Below are 17,908 nucleotides of genomic sequence, written 5' to 3' on the forward strand. Positions count from 1 at the left end.
TCAGGACTGCAGGCGCGGCACGGTAGAGCCGGCCCGGACCAGCGTCTGGAACGTGAGGTCGTGCGGGTTGCGCTCGTCGGCGGGCCGCACTGTCTCCTGCGTCACCTGCCACCCGGCCGGCAGCTCGGGAAAGAAGGTGTCGCCCTGCACTTCGGCGTGCACCAGGGTCAGCTCAATGCGGCTCAGCTGCGGCAGGTAGAGGCGGTAAACCTCCTCCCCGCCGATGATCGCCACGCGGGGCGCGTCTCTGGCCGCCGCCAGGGCCTCTTCGGGGGTGTGGACCACCGTGGCCCCGGGTGCCGTGAGTGCGCGGTTCCGTGTGAGCACGATGTTGGCCCGGCCCGGCAGCGCCCGGCCCCCCAGCGAATCCCAGACCTTGCGGCCCATCACGTTCGGCACCCCCAGGCTGTGCCGCCGGAAGTGCGCCAGATCGGCGGGCAAGCGCCAGGGCAGGGTGCCGCCCTTGCCAATCACCCGCCCCGGCGTCATGGCCACGATGGCGAACAGTTCCGGCGCGGAACTCACGGTGCCGTCCCGGCGGACTGCACCTCAATGCCCGCCGCCCGCAGAATGGCCTCGCCGCTAGGGAGGCCAGCCCCCACCCGCACCGTCTCGCGGTAATTGATTTCATACAGGACGCGGCTGATCCGGCGGGAATTGACAATCAGGCGAGCACAGGCGGCGCAGGGTTCGTGGGTGACATATAGGGTATGGCCCTCGCGGTTCCAGCTGGCGGCCAGCAGGGCATTACGAGAGATGAACAACCTCCACCCCGCCTTCCACCAGCTCATTGATTCCTGTGTTGTCACGGTAGGCCGTGCCATAGACCACCCGTTTGATCGGGACATTCAAAATCAAGGCGGCGCACACCGCGCAGGGTGAGTGGGTGACGTAAAGGGTGTACGACTTTTCACCTTGCCAGGATGCGCGCGCCAGCGCATTCATTTCAGCGTGTGCGCATCCTGATTTTCCTGGCTCATCTGAAAGCCGTACATTGGGCCGGCCACGCCCACGCCCGTTGATGCCGATAGAAATGATGGAGCCGTTTGCCTGGTCAACCACCACAGCGCCGACTTTGAGCGCGGGATCATGAGAATGACTGGCGAACAACTGCGCGGTCTGCAGGTAAGTTCTGTCCCACTCCTGCTGTTTCTTGGTCGTCATAGATACACCTCCAGCGGTGATGATGATTTCTCCTGCCCCTGGCCACTTCGACAAGGGTGGGTGCGTTCAGACCGTGCTGCGCGGCGAACCCCGAAAGGTTGGCTGTGCGGTGGACCTCGCCCGTTGGACTCGTCAGAAGGTAGCGCCTGACCTTGCCCCGGCCACGCCTGGGAACCAGCAGGTCGGATTCGCCCTGATAATCATTCTTCCAGCGGATCACCCAACCCCCGCAGTGGGCATTTCGGCGGGCGGCGACGTTGCGCAGCCCTTCTTCGCTCAACCCCGTCTGCCGGGCGAAGGCGGCGAGGCCCACACCCTCAAGGGTCCTTCCATCCGGCGCGCGGGCGATAAAAGCTTTCTGATTGCGCCACCCCCTGGGATTGGTGGGCAGGACGGGCAGGCTTCCGGTGCGGCGGCCCAGACCAGAACGCGACGGTCGGAGCTCTTCCACCCTCCACCCTTTGAAGTCTTTCTTGCTGCTGTGACCACGGGCGAGAGCCAGCATTCGAGTAGAAGACAGACCCCGCTCTTTGCAAAAGCGCGTCATGCCCTCCACTTCCATCACCTCGCCGGCTGGCGAAGTCACGCGGTACAAGCCGCTGTTGCGCTTTCGAATGACGTCTTTCTGGGCGGGATCGGCAAAGCGCCGCTTTTGGGCCTCGCGGTGTTTGGCCCTGAAGACGGGGTCGGCATAGGCCGCGATGACCCGCTGCCGCATCGCCTCGACCACTTCCGGCCGGTGCTTGGTGCCCAGCGGACTGCGCGCCGTAGGAGAGGAGTTGTATTTCTCGGCCTCAGGCGTGGAGTCGAGGTATGTCTGCTCCAGCGCGAGCAGCTCCGGGGTAGCGCACTGCTCCAGCACGCGCCACTCAAAAGTCAGGGGGCCATATTTTTTCCAGGCTCTTTGCAGCTGGACGGCGTGGTGGGTGCCATCCTGAAGCTGCTTCCTGTGCAGCCTCCAGCGGCTGGCAATATCCACAGCACTTCCGATATAAACTTTCCCACTTTCCCGGTGGACGATGGCGTAAATCCCGCTGACCTTCGCCATAGGCTTATTGCCCACCGCAGGCCGAATGAATAAGGCCGCTGTCCACCTGGACCTTGGTGTCCGCGCTGCGGGTGGCCCACAGCCGGGCGGTGGCGAGGCCCAGATCGTCAAAGGTAGGGCGTTTCACACCGCCACCGGGGCCTTGATGGCGGGCAAAAAATTCTGTGGAGATGCTCGGTGGTCCATACTGGTCAACTTTTTCCTCGCTCTGTGTGGTTCAACTTTCCCATACGCTTTACGGTCTCGGCCCACCGTGGGCCGCAAGATGGGGCGCCGTCAAGACGCTGACTGCTCTGCCTGGCCCTGCGGGGCGGTTGCAGCGTAGGAGTAGGCGTACTTCGGGGATTTAATGCGGTAAATCACCAGAGCAGACGGAATACCCAGGTGACGAGCCGCGTCCTTGACTGAGCGGTACTGCAGGCCGTCTGCCACAACGGCCCGAACGTTCGTTGGTTGGCTGCCACATCGGCCTGCTGCCAGCTTGTCCTTGGTGGCCTGGCTGTGACTTTTGCCATAGAAAGGATTCTTCTGCCCAAGCCGTGCTGAGGCGATCTTGAAGAGTTTCGCCCGTGTTGTGGCGGAACGCTTGAGCCCAAAGCTGGGATGCTCCACGCCGCGCTTGACCATGCGCCGTATGGTTTCGGACATCTGCCGCCGTGACGCTTCTGTATGTCGGCGGCCATACATCCCGTTCTGTTCTCCAGCCCGGCCATACAGGCGCACACGTTCCTGGAGGGTCAGGCTGGCCATCCGGCGCCGCGCCCCTTCGCTTCGGCGGGCAAGGATCTGCTCACGCTCAGGATGCTGCGAGACCAGGTCGCCGCCACCTGAGAAGCGGCTCACGTTATACGGCCGCTCGTCACCACTTTGCAGCCGCGCGGTTTCAAGTTGAATTGCTGCTTCAAGATCACATTCGGCCACCGCGACAAACTCGAATGCCTCCTCACCATATTTGGTCCAGGCGCGTCGGAGATAGAGGCGATGATGGCGTCCATGTCCGAGTTTGTAACGATGCTGATTGAAACGCATTCGAAAGCATTCTGCACGTCCAATGTAGTATTTGCCGTTTACTGTATTTCGAATCTCGTAGATTCCACCGCTCATGGGCCTCCAACACGCAGAGCCTGTGTTCCGCCGATGCAGACTGAAGTGCTTAAACAGAAACCGCCATCTTGATATGTGAGTGCGAGACGTAGTTCTCTAGGCGGAAGTCCTCATAGCGAAATGCAAACAGGTCTTTGACGTCTGGATTCAGCCACATCGTCGGCAGTGGGTGGGGTTCTCTTGCCAGCTGAAGCCGAATCTGGTCCAAGTGATTGAGATAGATGTGCGCGTCGCCGGAAGTGTGGATAAATTCGCCGGGTTTCAGCCCGCAGACCTGAGCAACCATCAGGGTCAGCAGCGCGTAGGACGCGATGTTGAAGGGCAAACCAAGTCCGCAATCAACAGATCTCTGGTACAGCTGGCAGCTCAGGCGGCCGTCCGCCACATAGAACTGAAACAGAGCGTGGCAGGGGGGCAGCGCCATCTGGTCAATCTGCGCCACGTTCCAGGCTGAGACGATGAGGCGGCGGGAGTCGGGATTGGTTTTGATCTGCTGCACCACCTGAGCAATCTGGTCAATGTGGCCCCCGTCTGGTGCAGGCCAGCTTCTCCATTGCACCCCGTAGACGGGCCCCAGTTCGCCGTGCGTGTCGGCCCACTCGTCCCAGATGCTCACGCCGTTCTCTTGCAAATAGGCCACGTTCGAGTCGCCCCTCAGGAACCACAGCAGCTCGTAAATCACGCTTTTCAGGTGCACCTTTTTTGTGGTGACCAGCGGAAAGCCTTCCTGCAGGTCAAAGCGCATCTGGTGGCCAAACACGGAAAGGGTGCCGGTGCCGGTGCGGTCGGTTTTGGGGGTGCCAGAGTCCAGCACGTGTTGCAGCAGGTCGAGATACTGGCGCATTGGCTTCACTTTAGAGGGCCGCCCGGCGCAGGGCGTGAAGCGGCGCTGGACAGCCAGACGAGCGTAGGTCGTGGCAGGGTGGACACTTCATATTTGTCCATCACATAGAACTGGACCACCGTATGGCGGTCCAGTTACGACATCAGGCAATGAAGTTGGCCATCATCTCTTGGAGGAGCTGCTTGCCTCCCAACCCAGCTAGGAAGCCCAGTAGCAGACCGAAGGCCATGAGAGCGGCGGCCTCCCGACTGTTGTTCTCCAGCAAGCGGAACAGGGCATCTATGGGCAGTTGAATGCCCAAGGCGACCAGAGTGAAGGCAAAAGCGATGAGGGCGAAAACAGCGAGCTGGATGGAATCCATCGTAAATTCTTCCTTGAATGGCTATCCCCAGTGAGGGGTGAGGTAAACTCACTGGGAACGGCTGAGGCCAGCGCCCGAGAGGGCACAGGAAAGAGGCTGTTTGCGCGAAGGGGCGACTTCATGCTGTGGCGGCTGGGTCGTCCTTCTCTTTTGCTCGTTGAGCCTGCAATGGAGGGTCCAGATCTCCGGAATAAACGTCAGGGGAAGCCTTGCAGCTAGGCGCTCCTGCTCACCTGAGGTCACTGTACATGCACCCGACAATTGGGGCGTGAAGAGGCGCTGGACAGCCGGGGCCGTCCACCTTCCGCCCCTCGTTCCCCCACCCGTAACAGCCCCCGCCCCGTACACTCAGCCCTGTATGACGACCTACCGCAAAGAGTCGGACACCATGGGCACGCTGGATGTGGACGCCAGCCGCTACTGGGGCGCGCAGACCGAGCGCTCCATTCACAATTTCCCCATTGGCCGCGACACGTTTGTCTGGGGCCGCCCGATCATCCGGGCCCTGGGCATTCTGAAAAAGGGCGCCGCGCAGGCCAATGCCGAGCTGGGCGAACTGCCGCGCGAGGTGGCCGATCTGATCGTGCAGGCGGCCGATGAGGTAATTGCGGGCCGCTTGGACGAGCACTTTCCCCTGGTGGTGTTCCAGACGGGCAGCGGCACCCAGAGCAACATGAACGCCAACGAGGTGATTTCCAACCGCGCCATTGAAATTGCGGGCGGCGAGATGGGCAGCAAAAAGCCTGTGCACCCCAACGACCACGTGAACCGGGGCCAGAGCAGCAACGACACCTTTCCCACCGCCATGCACATTGCCGTGGTACTGGAACTGAATGAGCGGCTGTACGGCGCCGTGGGCCAGCTGCGGGCCACGCTGGACGCCAAGGCCAGGGAGCACGCCGGGCTGGTGAAGGTGGGCCGCACCCACCTGCAGGACGCCACGCCCATCACCCTGGGCCAGGAAATCGGCGGCTGGGTGGCGCAGCTGGACTACGCGCTGGCGGAAGTGAAACACGCCGAGCAGGGCCTGTACGACCTCGCCATCGGCGGCACGGCGGTGGGCACCGGCCTGAACGCGCACCCGCAGTTCGGGGACCTTGCGGCGCAGAAGTACCGTGAGGAAACCGGTTACCCCTTCCGCAGCGCCGAGAACAAGTTCGCGGCCCTCTCGGCCCACGACGCCCTGGTGCAGACCAGCGCGGCCCTGCGCACCCTGAGCGGCGCCCTGATGAAGATGGCCAACGACGTGCGCTGGCTGGCCAGTGGGCCGCGCAACGGCATTGGCGAGATCACCATTCCGGAAAACGAGCCCGGCAGCTCCATCATGCCCGGCAAGGTGAACCCCACGCAGAGCGAGGCCCTGACCATGGTGGCCACCCGCGTGTTCGGCAACGACGCCACCGTGGCCTTTGCCGGCTCGCAGGGCAACTTTCAGCTGAACGTGTTCAAGCCCGTGATGGTACACGCGGTGCTGGAAAGCATTCGCCTGATTGCCGACGCCAGCCTCGCCTTCAACGACAACTGCGCCGTGGGCATTGAACCCAACCTTGAGAAGATCGAGCACAACCTGGGCATCAACCTGATGCAGGTGACGGCGCTGAACAAGCACATCGGCTACGACAAGGCCGCCGCCATTGCCAAGAAGGCGCACAAGGACGGCAGCAGCCTGAAAGAGGCCGCGCTGGCCCTGGGGTACGTGACCGAAGACGAGTTCACGCAGTGGGTCGTGCCGCTGGACATGACGCACAGCTGAGCTGAAGCACTGGTCTGGGGGCCGCGCCTGTTGTGGGGGCGCGGCCCCCAGTCACTTTGGGCAACGGGCGCCCGCCGGGCCGCGTAAGGTCACGGTATGAACACCAACATCAACACAGGCGCTGGCTTTGAAGTGGCCCTGCTGGCCGCCGGGGCCATCTTCGCCTACGGCGTGTGGATGGGGCGGCGCGACCTGGGCTTCCGCGCCGCGCTGGGCGTGCTGGGGGCCAGCCTCTGGAGCCTGCTCCCCGTGGGACTGTGGTTCCTGAGCGCTGGGGGGCGGTCGACCCCCGGCGGTGCGCTGCCCTTCCTGATTGGCCTGAGCTGGGTGTTGTCTTTCGCCCTGAGCTTTTTGCCGGTGTACGTGGCGGTCAACTGGCTGGAGGTGATTCGCTGGGAAACGCGGCCACGCGAGTAACCTTCACTCCGCCAGCGCCTCGCAGGTGGCTTCGGCCACCCGCCGGAAGTGGCCCTGCACCCCTTCCAGCCGGGCGCGGCAGGTCACGGTGGCGGGGAGGTTCAGGCCAGCGGTCAGGGCGTCCAGGGCCGCCAGATCGTCCAGCGCCACATGCTCGCGTTGCCACGCGCGGCGCAACTGGTTCACCAGATGCAGGGCCTGGGCGCGCTGCCCGGCGGTCCAGGTGCTCGTGAGGTCATGGGCGGCAAAGGTGCCGTGCAGTTCGTCCAGCAGGCCGCCCACGCTGGGGGCCAGCGCCTGCCACTGGGCGCGGGCGGGGTTCATGGCTGGTCGCGCAGGGCCCACAGGGTCAGCACCTGGGTGCCCAGAGGCAGGGGGTCGGCCACGTGGTCGCTGCGCAACATGCGCCACCCGGGGCCAAACTCGTCCGTGCACTGTTCATGGCCCTGGGCCTCGGTCTGCACGGCCCCGGCCGGCACAGGCTTGGTAAAGGCAATGCGCCCGCCCGTCCAGACGTTGTGGGCCGTGCCGGGTGAAAAGGGCGGCGAGGACAGGATGAGGGGCGGCACCAGCGCCGGGCGGTTTTTGCTGACGTGATCAAAACAGGTCACGGGCAGTTCTTCCAGCAGCGGTGCTCGCTGCAGGTTCACCTCCCACAGGGTGCGGCCACTGCTGCGCGCCTCGGCCGCCACGGCCTGTGGCGCGGCCCACTCGGGGGCGGCCTCAGGGTTCAGACCCTCGCTGCCCGACGCCAGCAGGTCGGCCGGCGGGATCTGCCACACCCAGCCGGCCTGCACCGTGATGCTGGGGCGCCCGCACGACGGGCAGATGTCCTCGTTCAGGGTGCGCAGGCCAGCAGGCTGGGGAACAGGGGCCACGCCGCCGCAGGAGGCGAGCAGGCCAGCGAGGGTCAGGGGCAGCAGGGCACGCAGGGTCTGGGTCATGGGGGGTCCTCTGGGGTGCAGGATGCCGCGTGCCCAGGGAACGATCAGGGAACGCTGGGGGAGGGAACCCGGGAAATAAGCTCAGCGCGCCGCCTGTGGCAGCAGGGCCTGAAAGGCGGGTGGGAGCCCCTCGCCGTATTCCTCGCGCAGCACCCGGGCGTAGGTGTGCAGGGCCTGGCGAACCGCTGCGTCGTCGCTCTGGGCCTGCAGAGCCAGAATCAGGCCCTCGTGGGCGGGGCACAGCAGGGGGTCGGCGCCCAGCAGGGCGCGGCAGGTCTGGGCCGCCTGGGGCGGGGCAGAGGCCGCCGCCTGGGCCAGCAGCGCCGCCACCGCGCGCTGGGCCTGCGCCTGCCTGTAATGGGCGACCCATTCGCTGTCTACGCCCGGCAGGAAGGGCTTCAGGGCGCCCAGGTCTGGAGGTGCCTGCAGGTCCAGCATCACCGTCAGGGCCCCGTCCAGGCGGTAGCGGCCATCGGCGTAGGGCAGCGGGTCCAGGCCAGCGGGCAGGTGCTCGCGCAGCGCGGCGCGCAGGCGGCGCACCGTCACCCGGAAGTATTCAATGTGCCGCTCCTCGGCCGAGCCGTCCCACAGCGCCGTGACCAGTTCGTCGCGCGAGCCCGAACCGTGCAGGGCCAGCCACACCAGCAGTTCGCGCGCCTTGGCCAGCCCCAGCTTGACCGGCTGCCCGTTCACGGCGGCGCGGCAGTCGCCCAGCGTGGTCAGGCTCAGGCGGTAGGGAGCAGGGTCGGCGGCAGGCGCCGGCACCTGGGGAGCGGGGGCCGGCCGCGCAGCGTCCCGCAGCACCTCGGCCAGGGCCCCGGTCAGGCCGCTGCCCTGGGGGTCTATGCCAGCTTCCTGCGCGGCCTGCAGCGCCCGGCGCAGCGTGGCCTCGGCGCTGTCTTTCTGGCCCAGGCGCCCCTGCACGGTGCCCAGCAGGCGCAGGCGGCGCACCTGGGCCACGGCGGCCCCGGCGGGCAGCCGCCCTTCCAGCGCGCCCAGCGTCACAGCCAGCACCTCGCTGGCGGCCCCGCCCTGCACTGAAAGGTCCAGTTCGTCCAGGTGCACGGCCGCCGCCCGGCCCTGCCAGCCCAGCGCCTCGTAGGCGGCGCGGGCCTGGGCCAGGGCCTGCGCGGCCTCCTGCGCGGGGCGGGTGCGGCGCCACACCAGCGCGCGCAGTTGCCACGCCTCGGCCTGCCGCACCGGGTCGGCGCCTGCCCGCGCCCACGCCCAGAAGTCCTCGGCGGCCTGCTCGGCCTGGGCGCTGTGGCCCAGGCGCAGCGCGGCCTGTACAAACGGCCAGAACAGCGCGGGCACCGGCGGGCCGCCCAGGGCCAGCCCCTGCCGGGCCAGTTCGTACTGCGCGGCGGTGTCGCCCTGGCGCCCACGCACCATGGCCAGCGACGCCAGCCCCGAGGCGCTGAGGGCCCCCGCCCCGCGCAGGGCTTCCAGGGTGGCCTCGCCGCTGGGCGCCGCGCCCGTTTCAATCTGGGCCCAGGCCAGGCGCTCACGCAGGGCCGGGTTCAGCTGGTCCGGGGCAAAACGCTCCAGCAGCGCGCGGGTCAGGCGGTGTTCGCCCCGGTCGCGGTACAGCGGCACCAGGGTCTGGGCCAGCCGCAGGGCCTCTGCGGGGGCCCCGGCGTCCAGATACAGCGCGGCGGCCTGCTCGGCGTCGCCGCGCGCCTCGGTCTGTTCAGCGGCGGCGCGGCGGGCCCCGCGCGCCCGCGCCGGGTCACGGCCCAGCTCGGTGTTCAGGGCGCCGGTCAGCAGACGGTGCGGGCGGTAGGCGCCGCCCCCCAGCGGCGTGACCGGCAGCCCCGCGCGCTGCACCGCCTGCAGCCAGCCCGCCGACAACTCGGGGGCCAGCGCGGCGGCCCCGGCCTCGGTCCAGACCTCCAGTGGGGCCAGGGCGCACAGGTGCGCGCGCACCGGGGGCGGCAGGGTGCCCAGGGCGTCGTGCACCAGATCGTCCGCGCTGGCGTGGCGCGCTACGCCGTGGGCCGAGAGCGCCAGCCCGGCGGGCCAGCCGCCCAGGTGGGCCAGTTCAGGTGCGGCCACGGCGCTGCCGCGCTCGCTCAGGTACGCTGCGCTCTCTTCAGGACTGAAGGCCAGGTCGGTGGCGTCCAGCACCAGGGCCCGGCCCTCGGCCAGCCGCCGGGCCAGGCGCAGGCCGGCGGTGCTGTAGGTGCTGAGCAGCAGGCGGTGCCCCTCTTCCAGCCGGTCGGCCAGATCGGCCAGCCAGGCGCGCTGGGGGTCGTCGTCCACGTTGTCCACGATCAGGTCCACGCCCTCGTTCAGGGCGTCCAGGCCAGCGGCCAGCCCCTCGGCCAGCGCGCCCGGCGGCGTGCGCGGATCGGGGCTGTGCAGGGCCGAGAGTTCCGGCAGCCCCGAGGCGAGGCGGGCGCTGAGGGTGGCGGGCCCCTCCTGGGCGCTGGCCCGGCACCACGCCACGCGGCGCGGGGTGGCGCGGGCGTACTGCGCCAGCAGCGTGGTCTTGCCGTACCCCGCCGGAGCCGCCAGCACGATCAGCGGCACGTCCACCGTATCGGACAGCTGCAGCAGCAGCCCGGTGCGGGGCCGCTCGAACCGCGCGGCGCGCGGCACCGCCGAACGTCTGGGCAGGGGGGTCATGGGTGGGGGCAGTCTACCGCGCGCCCGGTCTGGGCCGGGTCAGGGGCGGGCCCCAGCGCGCCTGTGTCCTGCGCGCACCCGGGGCGGCGTTCCCTGGGCGGCGCTCCCACGATTCCCTAAGCGTTCCACCCCCCCGGGCCACGCTGAAGGCATGAAACCGGCGCCCTGGTGGCCCCTGGGTTTCCCCTTCACCGTTCGCCCCCCGCTCTGCGCCCCCCTTCCCCCTGAGGTCCTGCCATGAAACACCTGTCCCTGCCCGTCCTGTCCCTGTCCCTTCTGCTCGCCGCCTGTGGGTCCCAGCCGGCGCCCACCCCCACGGCCACGGCGACCGCCGCGGGCCCCGCCCTGCAGAAGCCTGCCGATCTGGCTCTGGCGGCCGGACGGGCCCGCAACCTCAGCACCCTGAATGTCAGCGAGGCGTGGCGCGGCATGACGTGGCGGGTGCTGGACGCCGAGGGCGACGTGGTGCGGGTGGGCGCCGACGAGGCCACCAACCCCTACCAGGGCGACACGGCCGCCACCGCCGAGCTGCCCCTGCTGTGCCTGAACGCCGATGGCCGCCCGGCCCCCGAGAGCCTGAAGCTGGACTTCTACAACGGCTGGGCGGGCGGCGAGGTGCGCCTGACCCCACCTGTAGCCGGCAGCACCCTGACGTCCCGCGCAGTGGCCGATCTGCTGTGCGCCACCGAATTCGGGCAGGGCTGGCGCATGGCCGAATTCCATGATGGGCAGGCCGACGGCCAGAAGGGCGGCTGGCGCTTCTATGCCAACGGCGCCCTGAACCCCGAGAGCCGCTTCTGGGTGGCCATTGACGACCAGAATGCCAACCCCTGGAATTCCGACGGCGTGCGCCCCGACGCCGTGGTGCCCGACACCACCCGGGTGCTGGGTGCCCAGGACCGCAGCGGGCTCCTGAAAGCCTCTGAAGACGGCCGCGAACTGGTGTTCCGCAGCGACAGCCCGCTGCTGGCCACGCTGAAAGAAGGCATGGTGCTGGCCAGCCGCCCCACCGGGGCCGCCCCGGCCGGGTTGCTGGGCCGCGTGAAGGCCATTGAGGTGCAGGGCGAGACGACCACCGTGTACACCGGCGAGGTCACGCTGGAAGAGGTCATTCAGGACGGCGATCTGGACGCGGCGGTGGCGCTGGACGAGGGCAACATTGATTACGAGAAGTCCGGCGAGATGATCCGGGCGCAGCGGGCCCAGAGCCAGGGGAACCTGGGCGCCCAGCGCGATTTCCGCCTCTTTACCTTCAACAGGTCGCCTTTCTGCCTCTACGACCACGCGCAACGCGACCTGAGCTGCGACGACGGCGCCGCGGGCGGTCTGCGCAGCCGCGTGCCAAGCACCAACTACGCCACCTTCGACGGCCAGCTGAATGCCCAGGCCGACGCCTTTATCAATGTCAGCATCCGCTGGTTCAGCCTGCGGCACTTTGACGCCGGGGTGAAGCTCACGCAGTCGGCCCGCGCCGTTGTGGAAGCCAAGGGCTCGTACAGCTGGAACGAGGCCAGGGACCTGAGCCAGTGGCAGGTGGTGTTCTCGCCCATCACCTTCATGATCGGGCCGGTGCCGGTGGTGATCACGCCCATTCTGGTGCCCACGGTGGGCACGAACGGCCAGATCAGCGCCACGCTGCGCTACGAGGTCTCGCAGAGCTTCAATGGCCGCTACGGCGTGGAATACAACCGGGGCAACGGCTGGAGCGGCATCAGCCAGCACAGCGCGAATGTGAACAGCCAGCCCGCCACGGTCAGCGGCACCGGCCATGCCCACGCCTACGTGGGGGCCAAGGGCATTCTGGCGCTCTACAGCGCGTCCACCAGCGGCCCGCAGGTGTTCGTGCATGCCAAGCCCTTCGCTGAGGCCGATGCCCGCGCCACCGTCGTGGTGGGCCAAGGCGCCAGCTTCGAGATCTGCCCGGCGGTGGGCGTGCGCGCCGATGCCGGGGTGGCCTTTCCCCTGATCACCTCCAGCACGTGGCAGGCGCAGGTGCTGGACTGGAAGCGCCCCCTGCCCTGCTGGACCGGCGGCCAGCCCGGTCCCAGCAACCCCGGCACGCCCTACACCGATCTGAACCTGAACTTCACCAGCGTGACGGGCGACGTGGAGGTGGACAAGATTGACCCGGTCAGCGGCGCGGTCACCCGCATCGGCAATCTGGGCGGCAACGGGACCCTGAACATCGTGAACGACCTGAACGCTACGGGCGACACGATCATCCGCGTCAGCAGCATCTCGCGCCGCTCCTCGGGCATTTTCGGCAGCTACCGGCGCAACATCGATCTGGCCGTGACCGCTGGTGGGCGCACGGTGTACGATCCCGCCGGCACCGGCTGCACCAGCTGCCACTCCGCGGAGGTCTACCGCTTCACCGTGAACAAGGCCAGCGGCACGATTCGCTGGTAAGCCACCGACGAACGACCCAGCTGTTGCCCCACCCCCGGTTCCCAGCGAGCCGGGGGCGGTTGTCTGTGGGGTCAGGCGGCTGGGGCGCGGCGTCTGTGTGGTGCGGGCAGGGAAGGAAGGAGCTGGGGGCCAGGGTCCCCTGGGGTCAGCGGGCCCCCGTGGTGCCCAGCTCCCGCCGCACCTTTTCGGGCTCCCGGTGCAGGGAGCACACCGACGTGGGCGAGAACCCGCAGGCGTTCTGTCTGACACTGGGCTGCGGCCTGCGCCGGCGGGGGGGCTGGGGCAGGGCGGTCTGGAACCCCGCGCAGGCCCAGCAACGCCGCTGCCCGACCTGAGCCCACAGCAAAGGCGGCCACGGAACACGAGGTCCTGTGGCCGCCGGGCAGGGCTGCTTATTCTTCCCAGGTGAAGTTCCAGACTGCCCAGCTCGACCCACCGTAGGACCGCACCGCCGAGGCGAAGGTCCTGGCCCAGTTGTTGCACGAACCGCGCACGATCCAGGCCTTGCCAGCGCAGATGTCCAGCATGTTGCTGAGAAACAGGTCGTCTACCTCGCGGCGCAGCGAAACGTGGTCCACCTGATCGCGCTGGCCGCTGGCCACCTGCGCCTCGTTGGCCAGGCGGGGAATGTTGCGGTAGGCGAAGTCGTGCAGGCGGCAGGCCGGGCCAAAGGTCTGGCTGTACAGCGCGGTCATGCCCAGGGTCAGGATGTTGGTCAGCGTGGTGGTGGAGCACCCGTCCTGGCTCCAGTTCAGGCCCGCGTGGGGCGTGGCCTGGGCCTGCACCGCCGCCCAGTCGGTGGGGGTCTGGTCTACCAGGGCCTTTTGCGCGGGGTAGTGCTGGGCGCGCGCCTGGTCCAGCGCGCTGGCGCTGCCCCGGGTCAGGTTCACGGCAAAGGCGGCCCGCGCGTCAATGGTGGCCACCTGCGCCAGGGTCCAGTAGCGGTAGAACGAGGTGCCCCCGCCGCCCGGATCCACCGGGCACTCAATGGCGAAGGGATCGCAGCTGGGGTCCTCGGGAACGATGAACTGCGGCTGTACGGTGGGCGCCCTTGGTGCTGCGGAGGTGGGTGCCGGGGCAGCGGTCTCTGGGGGCGCCGCGCCCCCGCAGGCAGCCAGGCTCAGCGCCAGCGTGAGGGCGCCAGCGGCGCGGCGAAGGGGTGCGGTCTGCGCCGCAAGGCGGGGAAAGAACAGCAGGTCGGCCATGGGTCTCCGGTGCGGGCCGCGTGAACTTCGCTGCCGCGAGTCGGCCCGCAGACAGGGGCAGTGTGGCCCGCCGCCCGGGAACGTCCAGGGAACGCCCCCCGGGGTAAACCTTCCTTTATTCCCCTCTTGTGTGGGCGCCGGGGCCCGGCGCGCAAGCTGGGCCCATGACCGACTCCAAGACCAGCTACGACCCCGCCAACCAGACCCCCGCCGAGGGCGGCTCGCCGCAGGGCCAGGGTGAAAGCCAGGGGCAGGCGCCCAACGTGGACCCCGCCGCCAAGTCTGGCCCCGCCGAGGGTGGCCGCGAAGAGATTGAGGACAGCGAGGCCCCCGAAGCCGCCGGCCGCTCCTGAGGCCATGACGCCCGAGCCCACCCTGAATGCGGCCCGCCCGGAGAACGAGCGGGCCGAACTGCTGGTCTGGATGAAAGAGCAGGTGCGGGAAGCCTACGGTGAGAAGCCACTTTCTCCACGCCGGGACCCCCTGCACGAACTGATCAGCACCATCCTCTCGCAGCGCACGAACTGGCGCGACGAGGACGCCGCCTACCAGGAACTGCGCACCCTGGGCGACTGGGACGCCATTATTGCCGCTCCCACCGAGCAGGTGGCCCACGCCATTCGCCGCAGCAACTACCCCGAGAGCAAGGCGCCGCGCATTCAGCAGACCCTGGTGGCCATCCGCGATTCACCGGGCGGCTACAACCTGGATTTTCTGAGGGAGCTGCCGGTGAAAGACGCCCTGAGCTGGCTGACCGACCTGCCTGGGGTGGGGGTCAAGACCGCCAGTCTGGTGCTGCTGTTCAATTACGCGCGCCCGGTGTTTCCGGTGGACACCCATGTGCACCGCGTCACCACCCGGGTGGGGGCGATTCCCAAGATGGGCGAGCAGGCGGCGCACAGGGCGCTGCTGAAGCTGCTGCCACCGGACCCGCCCTTTCTGTACGAGCTGCACATCAACCTGCTCACGCATGGGCAGCGGGTGTGTTCGTGGCATCACCCGAAATGCAGGGTGTGTGTGCTGCGGGCGCGGTGTGATGCGTTTGCGGTATTTGGGGAACGGGTGCCGAGTTGGAAGGGGTAAGGCGGGGGCGTTTGCTACGGGAGCCCCACCCCCCAGCCCCGGAGGGGCAGGGGGAGCAGACGTTCGCACTGGGCAAGAGTTTTTACTGACGTTGGCGGACTTGCCCTCTCCGGTCATGTGTCCGGCTCCGACGCCATCTTCCGCCCCACCGCAATGGCCCGCGCGCTGCGCGCACGACGGCCTCGTCTGGACCCGGGCGGTAAGGGGGCTCGCGGTCTTGGTGCCAACCAGAAGGTTCTCCTTTTCAAAAGTCCAGAGAAAAAAGCCGAGGGCATGGAAGCCACTCGCCCTCTTCTTTTCCCACAACCGACAACCCACTCCCCACAACCGCCTTACCCCCTTTCCCGCTCGCGCAGCACCAGCTGCACCAGACCCAGCAGCACCAGTTCGCTGTCCCCGGTGTCGTCGGGGCGCAGGGTGTCCACAGTGAAGCGGCGCGAGAACAGGCTGCGTTTCTTGTGCACGCGGTAGCGGGGCTGCCCAGCGGCGTCTGAGACGGTGTAGGTGGGGTTCACCAGATAGTCAAAGCCCATGGCAATCAGGTCACCAATCAGGGGAATCGCTCCAATCAGGCCCTCCAGCACGTTCAGCCAGGGGTGATCATCGCGAATGGTAAAGCGCAGGTCGCCTTCCGGGCCCAGCAGTTCGTATACGGCGCCCCACAGGGTCCGCATGCCCTGGGCCTGCAGCGCGCCCACAGGTGTGCCGTCCACGCGGCGAATCAGGCGCCGGGCCTTCCAGTCCAGGGCGCCGGCCAGAAAGCCCTCGGCGCGGATGCCGTGGGTCTGCTGGGTGCGGGCCTCATCGGCGTACACGCGCACCTCGTCGCGCACGCTGAAGGTCTTTTCCTTGACCACTGCTGCCAGCGCGCCCGAGGCGTCGGTCACCCGCAGTTCGGTCAGCAGACTGAATTTGAAGGTCAGGGTCAGGGGAAACTGAAGGCTCACGCCCCAGGGTACGGGGTCAGGGCCCAGCCGGTTGCCACAGGTCAAAGCGGGTGCCGGGCCGCACCCCGGCCGCCTGGGCCCACAGCGCGGCAGGCTGGGCCTTGCGGGCCTCGGGCTGCACGGTGGCCACGGTCACGGCACCCTCGCCGCAGGCCACGGTCAGGCCGCCTTCATCCACGCGCAGCACCTCGCCGGGCTGGCCCTGGCCGCCTTCCTGGACCCGCAGCCCCCCCAGCTTCAGGCGCGCGCCGCCCAGAAAGGCGGTGGTCTGCGGCCACGCCGCCACGCCCCGGAACCGGTTCACCACGGCTCCGGCGCTGTCGGCCCAGCGCACAAAGCCGTCTTCCTTGACCAGCATGGGCGCGTGGGTGGCCTGTGCGTGGTCCTGCGGGACAGGGGAGAGGCGCCCCAGTTCGGCCAGGGCCTGCACGATCAGGCGCGCGGCCTGGGTGCTCAGGGCGTCCGCCAGTTCTGCGCTCGTCCAGTGCGGGGCGATGGGCAGCGCCTCCTGCAGCAGGACGGGGCCGGTGTCCATGCCCTCGTCGGTCTGCATGATGGTCGTGCCGGTGACGGTCTCGCCGCGAATCAGGGCCCACTGAATGGGTGCCGCGCCCCGGTAGGCGGGCAGCAGGCTGGTGTGGGTGTTCAGAAACCCGAAGCGGGGCACGGCCAGCAGGGAGCCCGGCAGCAGCTTGCCGTAAGCGCAGGTGACCGCCACATCTGCCCCCGAGTCCCGCAGCTGCGTTTCAAAGGCCGCGTTGTTCCGCAGTTTCCGGGGCTGGGCCAGTGGCAGCTCCAGCCCGGCGGCGTGGGCGGCCACCGGGGGCGGGGTGAGCTTCAGGCCCCGGCCCACGGGCTTGTCGGGCTGGGCCACCACCAGCACCACCTCGAACTGGGCGCGGATGGCCTCCAGCACCGGCAGCGCAAAGGCGGGCGAGCCGAAAAAGGCCACGCGGGGCCGGAGGCTCAACGCCCTTCCCCGGCGCTCAGCGGGCCCTGCGCCAGCCGGTTCAGAAACGCCTTGGATTTCTGTTGCAGCGCCAGGAGCTCCTTGCGGTAGTCCTCGGTCACCTCGGCGGGCAGGCGGTCCAGAAACAGCACGCCGTCCAGGTGATCGGTTTCGTGCTGAAACACCCGCGCCAGATAATCGTCGGCCTCCAGCACGCGGGCCACGCCGTCCAGATCGGTGTAGCTCACCTGCACGGCGCGGGCGCGGGCCACGCCTTCCTCGTAGATGCCCGGAATGCTCAGGCAGCCTTCCTGGTACGAGCGGTCCTTTTTCTTGTCGGTGACGCGCAGCACCGGGTTGAGCATCACGTACTCGCGCAGCACCCGGGACTTCAGGGGCTCGTCGCCGCCCTCTTCCTCGTCGTCCTCGTACTCCACGGCCACAAACAGGCGCACCGGCAGGCCAATCTGGGGCGCGGCCAGCCCCACGCCCCGGGCTTCAAACATGGTTTCCAGCATGGTGTCGGCCACCTGCCGCACCGTCTGGGGGGAAAAGCCGGGCACCGTCAGCCGGTCGGTGTGCTGCAGCGGCTTGGCCTTGCGGCGCAGCACCGGGTCGCCGTACAGGCGCAGCGGGTACACGCGGGGGGAAGAAGCGTCAGTCACAATGCTCTGTTTTACCAGACGCCGCCACCGGAAAAAGAGGCCGCAGAGGCCAGACGAGGGGCGCCCAGGGGGCAGGAAACAGTGAAGTGGCCCTCACACCCGCCGGTCCTGGCAGGCCTGCCGGCTGAACTCTGAACTCTCCCCACACGAACCCTGATACGGACGCTCATGGAAGCATGACGGCCTGGCGGCCACCCAGTCCATGCTGACGCTGGATGACCTGATCGCCGCCCCGGTTGCCCCTGCACGCGCTGATCGCCTTTCCTGTCGCCACCGCCGCCGAATGGGCGGGCGCCGAGGCTGGGTTCTGGACCGCTGCTGCGCAGAACCCCGGTCCGGCAAGGCGTGGCTGGGCCGCGTGCGCTTTGAGGCGGAGAACCTGTCTGG

Annotated in this window: 20 protein-coding genes; 5 read left to right on the plus strand and 15 right to left on the minus strand. The window is 68.3% G+C overall.

Going from position 1 to position 17,908, the window contains the following annotated elements; genetic code table 11:
• The 8 genes from C8263_RS11915 to C8263_RS11950 form a co-directional block, all read right to left on the minus strand.
• Window positions 1-525: a dihydrofolate reductase gene (locus C8263_RS11915; protein WP_107138355.1), complete on the minus strand. Its 525-nt coding sequence runs from the start codon at window positions 523-525 to the stop codon at window positions 1-3.
• Window positions 522-764: a deaminase gene (locus C8263_RS11920; RefSeq protein WP_199188389.1), complete on the minus strand. Its 243-nt coding sequence runs from the start codon at window positions 762-764 to the stop codon at window positions 522-524. Before C8263_RS11920 ends, C8263_RS11915 begins: the two co-directional genes overlap by 4 nt.
• Window positions 748-1,164, minus strand: coding sequence for a deaminase (locus C8263_RS11925; RefSeq protein WP_107138357.1), 417 nt, complete (start codon window positions 1,162-1,164; stop codon window positions 748-750). The genes C8263_RS11920 and C8263_RS11925 overlap by 17 nt, the downstream gene beginning before the upstream one ends.
• Window positions 1,088-2,212, minus strand: a complete 1,125-nt coding sequence (locus C8263_RS11930) for a GIY-YIG nuclease family protein (RefSeq protein WP_107138358.1) — start codon at window positions 2,210-2,212, stop codon at window positions 1,088-1,090. The genes C8263_RS11925 and C8263_RS11930 overlap by 77 nt, the downstream gene beginning before the upstream one ends.
• 4 nt (window positions 2,213-2,216) lie before the next feature.
• Window positions 2,217-2,339, minus strand: coding sequence for a hypothetical protein (locus tag C8263_RS19825; protein WP_269845137.1), 123 nt, complete (start codon window positions 2,337-2,339; stop codon window positions 2,217-2,219).
• A gap of 149 nt (window positions 2,340-2,488) precedes the next feature.
• On the minus strand, window positions 2,489-3,316 hold the full coding sequence (locus C8263_RS11940) for an NUMOD3 domain-containing DNA-binding protein (protein WP_107138359.1): 828 nt from the start codon (window positions 3,314-3,316) through the stop codon (window positions 2,489-2,491).
• A 49-nt stretch (window positions 3,317-3,365) separates the two neighbouring features.
• Window positions 3,366-4,160 carry a thymidylate synthase gene (locus C8263_RS11945; protein ID WP_107138360.1) on the minus strand — a complete coding sequence of 265 codons (795 nt, stop codon included), beginning with the start codon at window positions 4,158-4,160 and terminating at the stop codon, window positions 3,366-3,368.
• 142 nt (window positions 4,161-4,302) lie between these two features.
• On the minus strand, window positions 4,303-4,521 hold the full coding sequence (locus tag C8263_RS11950; protein ID WP_107138361.1) for a hypothetical protein: 219 nt from the start codon (window positions 4,519-4,521) through the stop codon (window positions 4,303-4,305).
• Window positions 4,522-4,879: 358 nt separating this feature from the next.
• Between C8263_RS11950 and fumC the strand changes: the two genes are divergently transcribed.
• The gene (gene fumC, locus C8263_RS11955; RefSeq protein WP_107138362.1) at window positions 4,880-6,274 is read left to right on the plus strand and encodes a class II fumarate hydratase; all 1,395 of its coding nucleotides are present in this window, start codon (window positions 4,880-4,882) and stop codon (window positions 6,272-6,274) included.
• Window positions 6,275-6,370: 96 nt separating this feature from the next.
• Window positions 6,371-6,691: a hypothetical protein gene (locus C8263_RS11960; protein WP_107138363.1), complete on the plus strand. Its 321-nt coding sequence runs from the start codon at window positions 6,371-6,373 to the stop codon at window positions 6,689-6,691.
• Between the two features lie 3 nt (window positions 6,692-6,694).
• On the opposite strand, the gene C8263_RS11965 is transcribed toward C8263_RS11960, so the two are convergent.
• The 3 genes from C8263_RS11965 to C8263_RS11975 all read right to left on the minus strand — a co-directional run bounded on the left by C8263_RS11965 (window position 6,695) and on the right by C8263_RS11975 (window position 10,263).
• Entirely contained in the window at window positions 6,695-7,015 is a 321-nt protein-coding gene (locus C8263_RS11965) for a hypothetical protein (protein WP_107138364.1), read from the minus strand.
• Entirely contained in the window at window positions 7,012-7,635 is a 624-nt protein-coding gene (locus C8263_RS11970) for a hypothetical protein (RefSeq protein ID WP_107138365.1), read from the minus strand. The genes C8263_RS11965 and C8263_RS11970 overlap by 4 nt, the downstream gene beginning before the upstream one ends.
• 81 nt (window positions 7,636-7,716) lie before the next feature.
• Window positions 7,717-10,263, minus strand: coding sequence for an AfsR/SARP family transcriptional regulator (locus C8263_RS11975; RefSeq protein ID WP_107138366.1), 2,547 nt, complete (start codon window positions 10,261-10,263; stop codon window positions 7,717-7,719).
• Window positions 10,264-10,500: 237 nt separating this feature from the next.
• Between C8263_RS11975 and C8263_RS11980 the strand changes: the two genes are divergently transcribed.
• A complete protein-coding gene (locus tag C8263_RS11980; protein ID WP_107138367.1) occupies window positions 10,501-12,672 on the plus strand; it encodes a hypothetical protein in 2,172 nt (723 codons plus the stop codon).
• 392 nt (window positions 12,673-13,064) lie between these two features.
• Here C8263_RS11980 and C8263_RS11985 read toward each other — a convergent pair whose 3' ends face one another.
• Window positions 13,065-13,877: a phospholipase A2 gene (locus C8263_RS11985; protein ID WP_107138368.1), complete on the minus strand. Its 813-nt coding sequence runs from the start codon at window positions 13,875-13,877 to the stop codon at window positions 13,065-13,067.
• 164 nt (window positions 13,878-14,041) lie between these two features.
• Here C8263_RS11985 and C8263_RS11990 point away from each other — a divergent pair, with 164 nt between their 5' ends.
• Together C8263_RS11990 and C8263_RS11995 are read left to right on the plus strand one after the other, a co-directional pair.
• On the plus strand, window positions 14,042-14,230 hold the full coding sequence (locus C8263_RS11990) for a hypothetical protein (RefSeq protein ID WP_107138369.1): 189 nt from the start codon (window positions 14,042-14,044) through the stop codon (window positions 14,228-14,230).
• A 4-nt stretch (window positions 14,231-14,234) separates the two neighbouring features.
• The gene (locus C8263_RS11995; protein WP_107138370.1) at window positions 14,235-14,960 is read left to right on the plus strand and encodes a monofunctional DNA glycosylase; all 726 of its coding nucleotides are present in this window, start codon (window positions 14,235-14,237) and stop codon (window positions 14,958-14,960) included.
• Window positions 14,961-15,292: 332 nt separating this feature from the next.
• Here C8263_RS11995 and C8263_RS12000 read toward each other — a convergent pair whose 3' ends face one another.
• Genes C8263_RS12000 through def form a run of 3 tightly spaced genes read right to left on the minus strand, consistent with a single transcriptional unit; the run spans window position 15,293 to window position 17,521 of the window.
• The gene (locus C8263_RS12000; RefSeq protein ID WP_107138371.1) at window positions 15,293-15,907 is read right to left on the minus strand and encodes a hypothetical protein; all 615 of its coding nucleotides are present in this window, start codon (window positions 15,905-15,907) and stop codon (window positions 15,293-15,295) included.
• Window positions 15,908-15,923: 16 nt separating this feature from the next.
• A complete protein-coding gene (gene fmt, locus C8263_RS12005; RefSeq protein WP_107138372.1) occupies window positions 15,924-16,877 on the minus strand; it encodes a methionyl-tRNA formyltransferase in 954 nt (317 codons plus the stop codon).
• On the minus strand, window positions 16,874-17,521 hold the full coding sequence (gene def, locus C8263_RS12010) for a peptide deformylase (RefSeq protein ID WP_199188390.1): 648 nt from the start codon (window positions 17,519-17,521) through the stop codon (window positions 16,874-16,876). Before def ends, fmt begins: the two co-directional genes overlap by 4 nt.
• Window positions 17,522-17,908 lie beyond the last annotated feature (387 nt).

Origin of the sequence: Deinococcus arcticus (assembly GCF_003028415.1) — a bacterium.
Classification (GTDB): Bacteria; Deinococcota; Deinococci; order Deinococcales; family Deinococcaceae; genus Deinococcus; species Deinococcus arcticus.

Bases quoted from the DNA above. Each gene is read 5' to 3' on its own strand.
- C8263_RS11990 (WP_107138369.1), top strand. From the start codon at position 14,042: ATGACCGACTCCAAGACCAGCTACGACCCCGCCAACCAGACCCCCGCC.
- C8263_RS11925 (WP_107138357.1), bottom strand. From the start codon at position 1,164: ATGACGACCAAGAAACAGCAGGAGTGGGACAGAACTTACCTGCAGACC.
- C8263_RS11970 (WP_107138365.1), bottom strand. From the start codon at position 7,635: ATGACCCAGACCCTGCGTGCCCTGCTGCCCCTGACCCTCGCTGGCCTG.
- C8263_RS11945 (WP_107138360.1), bottom strand. From the start codon at position 4,160: ATGCGCCAGTATCTCGACCTGCTGCAACACGTGCTGGACTCTGGCACC.
- C8263_RS11960 (WP_107138363.1), top strand. From the start codon at position 6,371: ATGAACACCAACATCAACACAGGCGCTGGCTTTGAAGTGGCCCTGCTG.
- C8263_RS11980 (WP_107138367.1), top strand. From the start codon at position 10,501: ATGAAACACCTGTCCCTGCCCGTCCTGTCCCTGTCCCTTCTGCTCGCC.
- fumC (WP_107138362.1), top strand. From the start codon at position 4,880: ATGACGACCTACCGCAAAGAGTCGGACACCATGGGCACGCTGGATGTG.
- C8263_RS11940 (WP_107138359.1), bottom strand. From the start codon at position 3,316: ATGAGCGGTGGAATCTACGAGATTCGAAATACAGTAAACGGCAAATAC.
- C8263_RS11930 (WP_107138358.1), bottom strand. From the start codon at position 2,212: ATGGCGAAGGTCAGCGGGATTTACGCCATCGTCCACCGGGAAAGTGGG.
- C8263_RS11950 (WP_107138361.1), bottom strand. From the start codon at position 4,521: ATGGATTCCATCCAGCTCGCTGTTTTCGCCCTCATCGCTTTTGCCTTC.
- C8263_RS11985 (WP_107138368.1), bottom strand. From the start codon at position 13,877: ATGGCCGACCTGCTGTTCTTTCCCCGCCTTGCGGCGCAGACCGCACCC.
- C8263_RS11975 (WP_107138366.1), bottom strand. From the start codon at position 10,263: ATGACCCCCCTGCCCAGACGTTCGGCGGTGCCGCGCGCCGCGCGGTTC.
- C8263_RS11995 (WP_107138370.1), top strand. From the start codon at position 14,235: ATGACGCCCGAGCCCACCCTGAATGCGGCCCGCCCGGAGAACGAGCGG.
- C8263_RS11965 (WP_107138364.1), bottom strand. From the start codon at position 7,015: ATGAACCCCGCCCGCGCCCAGTGGCAGGCGCTGGCCCCCAGCGTGGGC.